This is a genomic window from Hyella patelloides LEGE 07179 (genome assembly GCF_900659865.1).
Taxonomy (GTDB): Bacteria; Cyanobacteriota; Cyanobacteriia; order Cyanobacteriales; family Xenococcaceae; genus Hyella; species Hyella patelloides.
Genome location: NZ_LR213990.1, coordinates 1 through 11570, shown reverse-complemented (window position 1 = coordinate 11570; position 11570 = coordinate 1). Strand labels below are relative to the sequence as shown.

The following is an 11570-nucleotide window of genomic DNA, read 5'->3' as shown; positions in this document are numbered from 1 at the left end:
CACCTTTGGTTGCTTTAGATAGAGGGCTACTGTTAGTAACAGACAACTCTTTTTCTCGATCTAAGTTCATGGGCAATCTAGCTTTTTAGCTTACTAAATCAAAATTTAAACTATCGAGTCACTATTATAATTCCCTTTTGTTAAATCAAAATCAATAGCAGTATTTTTAAAGATCAAAAAATTTTATCTTCATGCCAATAGCTAATACTTTGAATATAATATTGGACGCAGCAAAATAATTGAAATGTGAATAAATGGCTATTTTTAAGAGATTATACTGGTCAAAAACCAAGAAAATAGTCTTGTCTAGCTCCGTAATCTTACTAAGTCTTGAAAGTAATGTTTTGGCAATTAGTGTGACAGAATTACCCTTAGAAAATAGTATTAATTCAACATCATTTTTAGAAAAATACAATCAACATGGTTCTAAAAAATTAGAAAATATTACTTTTTTTACGTCCTCTAATTTATCTGATCTTAGAAATATCTCCAACCTAGATAAAAATTCCCTAGCACAACTAACAAATGTTCATCAATTAAGGGATGTTAACCCTGGAGACTGGGCTTATGAAGCATTAAGAAGTTTAGTAGATCGTTATGGTTGCATTGCAGGTTTCCCCAACCAAACTTATCGCGGAAATCAAGCTTTAAGGCGTTATGAATTTGCTGCTGGATTAAACTCTTGCTTAAATCAAATCGAGCGTTTAATCGCTTCTTCTGAAGCCGTTGCAGTAGAAGATATCAAAACTGTCAAACGTTTAACTCAAGAATTTGAGACAGAGTTAAAACAATTAGACACACGGGTTAACAATTTAGAAAATAGAATCGCTGCTTTAGAAGACAATCAGTTTTCCACTACCACTAAACTATATGGAGAAGTCGTTTTAGCCCTTGCGGGAGTTGTTACAGGGAAAAATTTAGACGGTGATGATATTCCCCAAATTACCACTTTCAGCGATCGCGTTCGCCTCGACTTGGAAACCAGTTTCACGGGACATGATTTCTTATACGTAGAATTAGAAGCTGGTAACACTCCCTATCGCTTTGATTATTTTGAAGGTGCATTAGGCTTTGAATCGGATACCGAAAATGATGTTTACTTAGCCTGGTTAGCTTACTATTTCCCTATTGGAGAGCGAACTGAAGTTACTCTACAGGGCGTTTACGGCACATTTTATGACTATACGGATACGGTAACAGTACTCGATGGCGATGGCGGTAGTGGTGCGTTATCTTACTTTGCTACTCGTAACCCCATTTACAACACCACTTTTGGTGCTGGTGCGGGTATTCGTCACGAATTTAATGATGTCTTAGAAATTACTGGGGGTTACTTAGCATCTCAAGAAACGGTTAGCAACCCCACCCCAGGAAACGGCTTATTTAATGGAGATTTTGCCACTCTCGCCCAATTATTAATTAAACCCAATGACGATCTTAAATTTGGTTTAACTTATGTCCATGGTTACAACAGCGAAACTTTCACTGGTAGCACTTTAGTCAATTTTCGCTCTTTTACTGCTGATAATTTTGATGAGACTGCATCTATTAATAGCGACGCTTTCGGAGTCGAATTTTCTTGGGCAATTAGCGTTCGCTTTGTTTTAGGTGGCTGGGGTGCTTATACGAAAATTAATGTCTTAGATGGACAGTTTGAAGATGGCAGCCTTGATGTCTGGAATGGTGCTATAATTTTCGCTTTTCCCGATCTGATTAAAGAAGGTAGCATGGGGGGAATTGTCATCGGTATCGAACCAAAAGTAACTAATTCGGAAGGCATTAATTTCAGTGATCGCCCTAATACAGATCGAGATACCTCCTTTCACCTAGAAGCATTTTATCAACTGCAACTAACAGACAATATTGCCATTACACCTGGTCTTATTTGGCTGACTGCACCAGATCATGACAATGATAACGATGATGTTGTGATAGGAGTAATTAGAACAACTTTTAGTTTTTAAAGTGTTGTTCGGGATTATATAAAATAGCTGTTGATCACCCTCATTAAACCAAAACAAAAGTTAAAGTTATTAGGATAGATCGGGCTAAATGATTATTATGAAAAAGAAGATTAGCTTTTGTATAGCTTTGAAAATCTGATGCTCGGATATCTAAACAAATTATGAAGTACTTACCACATTATAGTTAGATTAGGTTTTGAGAAAATAGTAGTAAATTATAAATTAGAAAAACACCTACCAACCCCAGATAGCTAGATGAATTAAGATTCAACAAAATACCGAATCTCTTTACCATTATTATTTGTTTATACAATGGCAGTAATTGTTATATTATAGATAGCTAAAATAGGGTCAGATACAATAGCGCGTCTTCCCCATAATAAGGAAGAAAGCTAGCCCACCCCACGTAGAACATTAATTGACCCTCCGCTACAATCAACGTCCGTGGGGGGCTAGCGGGGGAAAGTATTCCCCTCGACCCCTTCAGGCAGTAGGAAAAAGAAAATATAGGTGTTTCTTAACTAATTAAAACCTCTAGCAAATCAAGCCAACTATGCCCAGAAAAGTACAGCGCACTAACACCATAAGTATTCGACTCACAGACGAAGAAAAATTGGACTGGGAATTAAAAGCACACGCTGCTGGATTGTCCATCTCGCAGTTAGCTAGAGAAGCCATGAATCGGGTCAAAGTAATGAATGTAGGCGACCGAGCAATCCAGATACAACGTACCTATCAAATAGCGAAAATAGGCAACAACTTAAATCAAATTGCTCGGTGGGCAAACACCTATACAAATACCATCGAAGCAGTAGAAGTAATCACCTATTTGATAGCAATTGAAAAAGCCTTACTAGCTTTAAAATTTACCAAAGGAAGTGAAGAATAATGCTAGTTAAATTCTTCCCCAGAGGAGTAGGATCTGGCAGTGGCCCTGTAGAATACATCACACGAAAAGATAACCCCAACACGAAAACCCTCCGAGAACCAGCCCCAGAAATAGTCAGGGGCAACCCAGAAATTACCAAACAACTCATAGACGGACTGGATTTCAAGTACAAATACAACAGTGGGGTACTCAGCTTTGCGATTGAAGATGCTCCCACAGAAGAACAACAACAAGCATTAATCGATTCCTTTGAAGAATATGCCTTTGCTGGCATCGAGCGCGACAATTACAACACCCTCTGGGTACGTCACACCCATACTCTAAGCGACAGAGTAGAACTTCATTTTGTCACCCCCAAAGTAGAACTAGAAACGGGTAAAAGTCTCAATATTGCTCCTCCTGGTTGGCACGGTTACTTCAAACCCTGGCAGACATATTGGAACATCAAAGAGGATTGGGCAAGACCAGACGATTTATCCCGAAAACGAATTTATTCACGGGGCTATCAAGCTCTCATCGATGCAGAAAACAAGAGAGCAGGATTAACAGCATCCCCCGACCCCAAAAAACAACTTACCGAATACATCACCCAACGCATTGAAACAGGACTGATTGTTAATCGCGACGACATAATCAAATCCTTTACAGAATTAGGTTTGGATGTACCCAGACAGGGGAAAAATTACATTACCGTACTCAATCGCTCAGATAACCAAAGATATCGATTAAAAGGGGGGATTTATGAAGCATCTTGGCGACTTGGGGGACAACCTGAAAAAGAAGATAGAAGCCAACAACAAACGCCTAGAGGAGACAGCAGAAGCAGAACTCCAGCAATTGAAAACTCAACTGGAGACACACAGTCAAGAACTCTTGAGGAACTTCAGGGAAGAATCCTCGAATTGGCTTCTGCTAGAGCGAGCTATCATCACTCGCGATATGAAGGAGAACCACCAAAGATTAAAACAATACTTGGGCAAACAATGGATATGGATATCCCTCGGAGTAGGGAGTCTTTGTCTGGGTATCTTAGGCGGAAGCTGGGGGCTGATAGGGTTCTTATCCCAGCGAATGATAGCCAAACAAACTCAATTAGACCAAATAGAGCAAGAGATCGAGCAACAACAACAAACCTTGAACCAACTCAACGACCAAACCCAAGGGATAACGATCTACGAAACCGACAACGGGACATTCATCATCCCACCCCCTTACCAACAAGTGAACCCAGGCTGGGAATGTCAGGGACAACCCTGTTACAAAGTGGAGTAGATCGTGAGCGAACTAGAGAATCAACTGAGGAAATCCTATCTACAGCTAGCCAAAGAATACAAACAGCAAATAGAAACACTCTCTCTTCGGTACGAGCAGGACATGAAACGGTTAGAGCAGCAGAACAAACAGCTACAGAGTCAAGTCAACAACTTGAGCGAACAAGTGAAGAATTTAACAACACAAGTCAACAGCTTCTCCAACACCATCAACAAATTCACCTCAATCTTGAAAGAGGAAGACGAGATAAGAGACGCAAAAGAAAAGCAGAACTAGAGTTCTTCAAAACCCAAATTAACTTAGCCGAATATGCTCAAAGCCAGGGATATCAATATATAGGCAAAACATCCAGCCGTAACAGTGCCGTACTGCGTCACAGTAATGGAGACAAAGTTATAGTTGCCACCGACACCGACGGACACGGTATTTACTTCTCTGTCAGAGATGACAATGATAACGGTACGATTATTGATTTTATTCAAAATCGCCGTAACTCAAACTTGGGTGGAGTTAGAAAAGAATTGAGAAACTGGCTTGAAGTGCCAACACCACAATCATCTAAATTTACACCCGTAGATAAACCCCAACCCATAACAAAAGATCGCTACTTAGTTATCAAAGCTGCATCCAAATTCCAAATAGCAGAAGAACATCCCTATTTAGAACAACGAGGAATCCAACGATTTATTCAAAAGAGCGTTCGCTTTGCGGGAAAAATTGCCATTGACGAGCGTGGTAATGCTATTTTTCCTCACTATGACAGAGATGGATTAACTGGTTACTCCGTGAAGAATACTAACTTTACAGGCTTTAGCAGTGGGGGAACAAAGACATTGTGGCAATCCAATCAATCAGAAAAAGATCGCTCTCTTGTAATTACAGAAAGTGCCATTGATGCTATGAGCTATCATCAACTGTTTGGTAAGGAGAATCCCCATACGCGCTACATAGCCACATCAGGAACGATGTCTAACTATCAATTGGAACTAATTAAGACTGCTATGGCAGAGATAACCAAACTCGGTGGTGAGATAGTTATTGCTACAGATAATGATGAGATGGGTAATAAGATAGCAAAAACTTTAGTTAAGGTAGCTCCCGAATCATCTCAAATTTATCGTCATCAACCCCAACACAGTAAAGATTGGAATGAGGTAGTAGAGAAAGAAAGACAAAGAATATTGAGCCAACAGAAACAGCAGCAAAGAAGTAGAGGTTTAGAGTTATAGAAGTCTGTTTTCTAACATATTACAATTTAGCTATAACAATACTATTTACTACCTTATTGCTGCTTTTCTCGTAGTCGAGTATTTGAAGTTGCTATTATTTTGGTGAAGTTATCAGAAGAGCCAAAGCAAAAGGAACGCAATGGTAGAACACAATGAATGGTACTCAGCGCGATATGCCAGTGGACAAGCAGAATATTATAAGCAGAAGTATTATGCTGCTAAACGTCCAGAGTGGGAGAAATCTAAGTCAGAAAAAAAGCAGAAAAAGGTAGCATTGAAAAAATCGGCTGCTTTGATTTTTGCTGAGTGGAATGTTGAATATGAAGAAATTAACAAATCTCTGTGGCTGGTAGATTTTGAAGGAGACAAAATTTACTTTTATCCAACGACAAATAGATGGCGCGTTAAGGGGAAGAAAACTACTTATTACAGCCGTAACGCTCAAGACTTTCTAGAAAAAGTTTACCGTTTTCGCAATCAAGACCAGTATGTTTAAGATCGGTCTAAATAGAGGCTGATTTTTTGTCCGTTCAGTAGTTTTTAAGCAGCAAAAGTTAGAAAAAGTAAATTACATCTCATGATATCAAACATAGATTTAGGTATCGTAGCAGAGTACTGTAATGGGATGTTTAAATCTCTTTTATTGGGATTTAGTATAACAATTTGTCAAACAATGTTATAGAAAAAACTGTCAAACATATTTATGTAGCTCCGCTTATCACCCTCTAAAAAAATCGATAAATTAAAGCAAAAAAGAATTATTCAATTATTAATTATCACAACTTGTCTAACAGTGTTATTTTAAAATAAAATTTTGTATTTAGTCATGTTATACATGACACGTAATTAATCAATCCTCTAAGCGGGTTATCAAAAAAATAAGTTAGTCTATAGCTAAACTTGTAAGACATCACGCAAGACACAGTTAGCTAATTACCACTTACTGTAAAACATGACTGACACTTCAAGTAGCAAAAGCATTACAATTCGCTGTCCCTCTCAGATAGTAGATAGTATCGACAAGCAAATCAAGCAAACCAGACAAAATAAAACAGATGTCATAGTGGGGATGCTATCTAACTCCATACCCAGCTTACATATAACTGAAAGAGCAAAGCTGCCAGCAAAACCAGGTATCTATTTCGTTTACACACCCGACCATAAAATACTGTATGTAGGTAAAGCAGATAATCTACGAACTAGATGGAATAGCCATCATCGATATCAGTATTTTATCGAATCATCTATAGAAAGTAGAATCGGTTATTTTGTCTTAGATACTGTCGATAATCTTTCGGATATTGTTGAAGAATTTAATACAGAACCAATGACAACTGTTACTACTAAAGCATTAGTAACCAGCGACGAATTAGAACGAGTAAAACAAGAACTAGCTACCCTCAAACAACAATTCAAAACCACCTTCTCCGCACTAGCCGAACTAGGAATTTCAGATATTGCTAAAAGACTAGAAGCATCCTTACCCCCTCGCGGATTACAAGAATGGACGGCAGATTATGGAGACAAAAGAGAAGGTTTAACTCGTAGCGAACTAATCAAGCGAGTAGGATTTGGTTCGACTAAAGAATTTGAGAATGCCCTTAATATCCACTCAATTGATGAAACTGCTTATTTAGAGGAGTTAAGCGGGTGGTCGCTAAGACCAATTGAAGAAGGAAGCTCTCGAACTCGATTTTTTCCCGAACGCTAAGTTCATATCTTGGCTTAATTTGATAAATAAGATGAAAGATATTTATAAATGCTCTTTTTTGTGAGAAATTACAATAAACTCACCATAAAGAGATTAACCATGAAGATAGATCGACATGGTAAAGCGAAAATTTTAACCACAGAAGAAATACAATTACTGTTCAATCAAGGTACGGATAAAGACCGCGACCGCGTTCTATTTGGTATCTGTCTCTATACAGGTTGTCGAATTAATGAGTGTGTAACCCTGCAAAAAATCGATGTCTACGCACCGCGAAGCGGATCTCTTCGAGATCGCTACGGTAAAGTTAGATCGGAATTAATCCTTCGTAAGAAAAACACCAAAAATAAACTAGCAACCCGCACCATACCAGTAATAGAAGAATTAAGATTATTACTGGCTAATTATCAAACTCTACCCGACAATCCCTATTTATTCCCTGGTAAGGGCGGTCAAGGTCATTTAAATTCCGATAGCGGTGCGAGACTACTCAAACAAGCCTGTCGCCGAATCGGTTTAATCGGTATTAGTTCTCACAGCTTTCGGCGTACCGCCCTAACTCAAATGAGCAATGCAGGAATACCCTTAAGAATCATTCAAGAGATATCGGGACATCGCAATCTAGAACAGTTACAAAGATATTTAGAGGTCAAACCAGAACAAGTCAGAGGAGCGATCGCATCACTTTCAATGTTGTCTCACATTCAACAGGATCGAGATACAACATCTGAATCTGAGATAAAGAAAATAGATGACCCCATTTCTACAGACAAAAATTCTTACAAACAATGAACTCTCGATAATTTTTCAGAGCAACATTTTTACAAAAATACATTATTCCAGACTTACTTAATTACAAATGTAAAAATACACATGGATAACAAAAACCATATCCCATGAAAATAGGCATTTTGAATCAAAAGGGCGGTGCTGGTAAGACAACCATAGCCTTACATTTAGCTCATGCCCTAGCCTTGAAAGATTATCAAGTGATGTTAATCGATGCTGACCCTCAAGGATCGGCTAGAGATTGGGCAACAGCCAGAGAAGGAAATGCACCCTTTAGCGTAGTCGGTTTAGACCGTCCCATAATCCATAAAGAAATCGGCAAACTAGCCATAGGATATGACTATGTAATCATTGATGGTGCGCCGAGAGTTTCCGATATAACAAGATCGGCAATCCTAGCTTCAGATTTAGTTCTAATACCCATACAGCCGTCACCCTTAGATATTTGGGCAGCCCATTCAGTTGTGGAACTAATCTCTGAAGCCCAAATATATCAACCAGATCTCAAAGCAGCATTTATTATCAATCGCAAAATAGTCAATACAGCCATCGGGAAAGAAGTAGTCGAAGTACTAAAAGATTATCCTTACCCAGTATTAAAGGCAGCCCTAGCACAGCGAATAGCCTTTGCAGAAAGCCTTAATATCGGTAGCACGGTTTTAGAAACATCACCCCATAGTATTGCTGCATCGGAAATTAATGCAGTAGTAGAGGAACTATTAAACACCAAAAAATAAGATAGCCATGTCACAGAAAAAACCATCGAGACTTAGTACCAAACCAGGTAAAAATACTCAACCAAAAAATCCTGATAGCTGGGTAGAAAATCGCAATGGCAATAATGATATTTCTAATCAATCGGAAGTGCCAGAAAAAACCAAACGGATCACCTTTGAAGTGCCAGAAAAACAGCATCAGGCAACCAAGATACTAGCAGCCCAAAAAGGTATGACTATTAAAGAGTTAATGCAATCACTCTTAGTTACCGAGTTAAATAGAAACCAATAAGCTGAAGTTCCCAATTAACCAGCTTACAAATTTACTAAATTACAGATGTAAATAATTACATTTGTAATTATTTACAAGAAGCTCGCGATATCATAGCTCAATAGTTTTTCCCTCAATTACTTGAAAAATGCCTACGTATCGGAGCAACAAAATTTAGATAATTAGTTGGTCAAAGGTTAATAGATAGTAATAAATATAGGGATGATTTAGATGAATCAAAAATTACTTGCCCAAGATATAAAACCATTATTAGATAGTTTGATAGTAGAAGCTGAAACGGTAGATAAAGCTCTTGCTTCTAGACTTAGACAAATAAAGACTTGGATTAAAAATACAAAACCAGGTTCTCTGAGCAAAAAAAGAGAAGTGATATTTTTCTTACGAGAATTAATTGAAGATGTTGAGATTTGGTTAGCACTCAAAGAACTAGACCCGACAAATCGTCAATTAGCTCTCAAAGAATTAACACCTACAGAAAGATATTGGTTTACAGAATTATTTCCTCAATGGTTTCAGAAATTTGACCCCAAATTATCAATTTGGAAAAAAGAATTAATGGCTGGAAAATTTGAAAGTAAAGATCGTAGGGTTCTAAACATCTTATCTGACATTGTAAAAAAGCGTGGTGGCAGCGTCAGCATAAGATATATTTGTGATTTTTCAATGGCTACAGATTTAATTGTCAGTGGGACTTTTGAAAAACCTTTATGCGTACAACTAACTATTACTAATGAATATCTATTAGACGACAAGAAAAGTAAGTGGAAAGATACTTTGAAACATTGGAATATTGAACGGGCTATTTTTATTAGTTATCATCCTGTAAGTAAGACAGGTAGCGAATTAGATGTTATACACAGATTAGCCAATCAGATTTTAAATAACGCTAACACATTACCAAATACTTGTTATATTGAAGATACTGTAGAATAACCAACATATTTATTACAAGGTTGTTATACACTCGATATAACTCTTGCAAAATTATAAACTGGTATGTTCCAACTAAAAAAAGCACCTACTCAAGAATCTATTAGTCAAGAAGCGAAACCCGACCCCTTAGCCAGATTTCGCAAGTCTCTTAATGCTAGTCGTGCTTTACAAGATACTAAGCTAGCGGAAGGCGTAAAAGGCATAGATCGCTATGTAGAAGATGTAGAAGGTGACTGGCTAGAAAATTGGGATGATGAAGAGTAAAACTCATCATTAATAATGTGTTATCTGATTTAATGTAAGAGATCGAACATTGAAAAAGCCTGAATCGTGCCGTTTAGCTAGACTACGTAAAAGTCTTAAAGATATCCATGCTTTACAAGAAACATTATTAAGTGATGGAGTAGACGGCATCGAAAAATATGTAGAAGATGTAGAAGGTGATTGGCTAGAAAACTGGGATGATAAAGAATCAAAAATTATGTCCCTTAAAGCTTAAAAAGCAACGAGACTAAGGCTTTTAACCAAATATACCAGCTAGATAAATTACAATAATGTCGGGAAATGAAAGTATCCCGCCGACATCCCAACTCCTCAAAATAATAAGACCTTTTAAGAATCGATAAGTAATCTACCCTTAATGGTCGCAAATGTACGATAATTCCTATTGAAGCGAAATGTACAAAAGCGACCGCTTTTATACATAAAAACCAAAATGCGTCTGATGAAGCTAGTAACGTAACTTCAACAAGACGCAACAAGGCGGGTCAAAACCCTTTTTAGACAACAATTAGTAGACATTATTTCCTCTCTGTCTAATTGTTGATTTGGTTGAAATTGTCATTATCAATCGCGATTCTTATTAACGTCAATTAATAAGGTCGCTCAAAAGATTGAATATGACTTTCTAGTTTAGTTAGCACCGATAAACCTAAATTGTGGCTGCATACCTTCGCAATGTATGAATAACCGAAATGAAGATTCGTGCTGTGCTTGAACCGTAATCGTGACTTATCGCAATGAATGCAATGAAAGCAACGACAGTCTGTTGACCAGCAATGATGCTAGTAACTAATCTAATTATAAGTCAGGTTAGCACGAATTTCTATCATTGCGGTTCTTTCGCTTCAAATCGTAAACCTTCGCAATATAGAATAACCGTGGTATTTTCCCCATCTTTTTCTGAAAACCAAAGTCAAACCCCTGCTAGCTTTGCCCAGTACGCTCTAAGACACAAATTCTATCAAATATTCTCTCATTCTTGGGATTTCATAGCTAAAGAAACCCCAGAATCACAATGGAAAAGCGTAAAAAAATATAAACTTACCGAACAAAAACTCTCGTACAAATACAGCGACCCCAACATTATCTTAGGAGTACGCTTCGGCACAGAAACCACTCACGGACTTTACGATCTTGACTGGGGTAGCATTTACGACCCCAGAGAACAAGAAGAATCATTAAGACTACTCAAGGGAGAATTAGAACTCTGGGGTATCTTCCGCTTTGTGCTGCTGCAATCTAGTTTAAGTCAAGGACTGCACCTCTACTTCTTCTTAGATCGCCCTGTCAACACCTTCAGATTAGCTTGCGTGATGAACAAAGCAGCCGAAGATGCAGGACTAGAAATCAAAAGAGGTCAATTAGAAACCTTCCCCAACACCAAACGCTATAACAGTCTTTTTAACGGACACCGCTTACCTTTACAACAAGGTTCGTGCCTCCTCGATCTAGATTACACTCCAGTAAGCGATCTCCTAGAAGACTTCCTTGAC

The 11570-nt window shown here is 37.9% G+C and carries 11 protein-coding genes and 1 pseudogene; all 12 read left to right on the top strand.

Annotated features, from left to right (window positions below; genetic code table 11):
- Nucleotides 1-302: 302 nt before the first annotated feature.
- On the top strand, nucleotides 303-1964 hold the full coding sequence (locus H1P_RS25240; RefSeq protein WP_186376139.1) for an iron uptake porin: 1662 nt from the start codon (nucleotides 303-305) through the stop codon (nucleotides 1962-1964).
- 553 nt (nucleotides 1965-2517) lie between these two features.
- Nucleotides 2518-2853: a plasmid mobilization protein gene (locus H1P_RS25235; RefSeq protein ID WP_144872612.1), complete on the top strand. Its 336-nt coding sequence runs from the start codon at nucleotides 2518-2520 to the stop codon at nucleotides 2851-2853.
- Nucleotides 2853-5354 carry a toprim domain-containing protein gene (locus tag H1P_RS25230; protein WP_144872609.1) on the top strand — a complete coding sequence of 834 codons (2502 nt, stop codon included), beginning with the start codon at nucleotides 2853-2855 and terminating at the stop codon, nucleotides 5352-5354. The genes H1P_RS25235 and H1P_RS25230 overlap by 1 nt, the downstream gene beginning before the upstream one ends.
- Before the next feature lie 139 nt (nucleotides 5355-5493).
- The gene (locus tag H1P_RS25225) at nucleotides 5494-5850 is read left to right on the top strand and encodes a hypothetical protein (RefSeq protein WP_144872606.1); all 357 of its coding nucleotides are present in this window, start codon (nucleotides 5494-5496) and stop codon (nucleotides 5848-5850) included.
- A 456-nt stretch (nucleotides 5851-6306) separates the two neighbouring features.
- Entirely contained in the window at nucleotides 6307-7065 is a 759-nt protein-coding gene (locus H1P_RS25220) for a GIY-YIG nuclease family protein (protein ID WP_144872603.1), read from the top strand.
- 99 nt (nucleotides 7066-7164) lie between these two features.
- Entirely contained in the window at nucleotides 7165-7857 is a 693-nt protein-coding gene (locus tag H1P_RS25215) for a tyrosine-type recombinase/integrase (protein WP_144872600.1), read from the top strand.
- Nucleotides 7858-7961: 104 nt separating this feature from the next.
- Nucleotides 7962-8591, top strand: coding sequence for a ParA family partition ATPase (gene parA / locus H1P_RS25210; RefSeq protein ID WP_144872597.1), 630 nt, complete (start codon nucleotides 7962-7964; stop codon nucleotides 8589-8591).
- A 7-nt stretch (nucleotides 8592-8598) separates the two neighbouring features.
- On the top strand, nucleotides 8599-8862 hold the full coding sequence (locus H1P_RS25205) for a hypothetical protein (protein WP_144872594.1): 264 nt from the start codon (nucleotides 8599-8601) through the stop codon (nucleotides 8860-8862).
- 210 nt (nucleotides 8863-9072) lie between these two features.
- Nucleotides 9073-9795, top strand: a complete 723-nt coding sequence (locus H1P_RS25200) for a hypothetical protein (RefSeq protein WP_144872591.1) — start codon at nucleotides 9073-9075, stop codon at nucleotides 9793-9795.
- A gap of 63 nt (nucleotides 9796-9858) precedes the next feature.
- Complete coding sequence (locus H1P_RS25195) at nucleotides 9859-10059, top strand: hypothetical protein (RefSeq protein WP_144872588.1); 201 nt, start codon at nucleotides 9859-9861, stop codon at nucleotides 10057-10059.
- Between the two features lie 49 nt (nucleotides 10060-10108).
- Nucleotides 10109-10294 carry a hypothetical protein gene (locus H1P_RS25190; protein WP_144872585.1) on the top strand — a complete coding sequence of 62 codons (186 nt, stop codon included), beginning with the start codon at nucleotides 10109-10111 and terminating at the stop codon, nucleotides 10292-10294.
- 661 nt (nucleotides 10295-10955) lie between these two features.
- Nucleotides 10956-11570, top strand: a pseudogene (locus tag H1P_RS25185) (hypothetical protein); the annotation flags it as partial.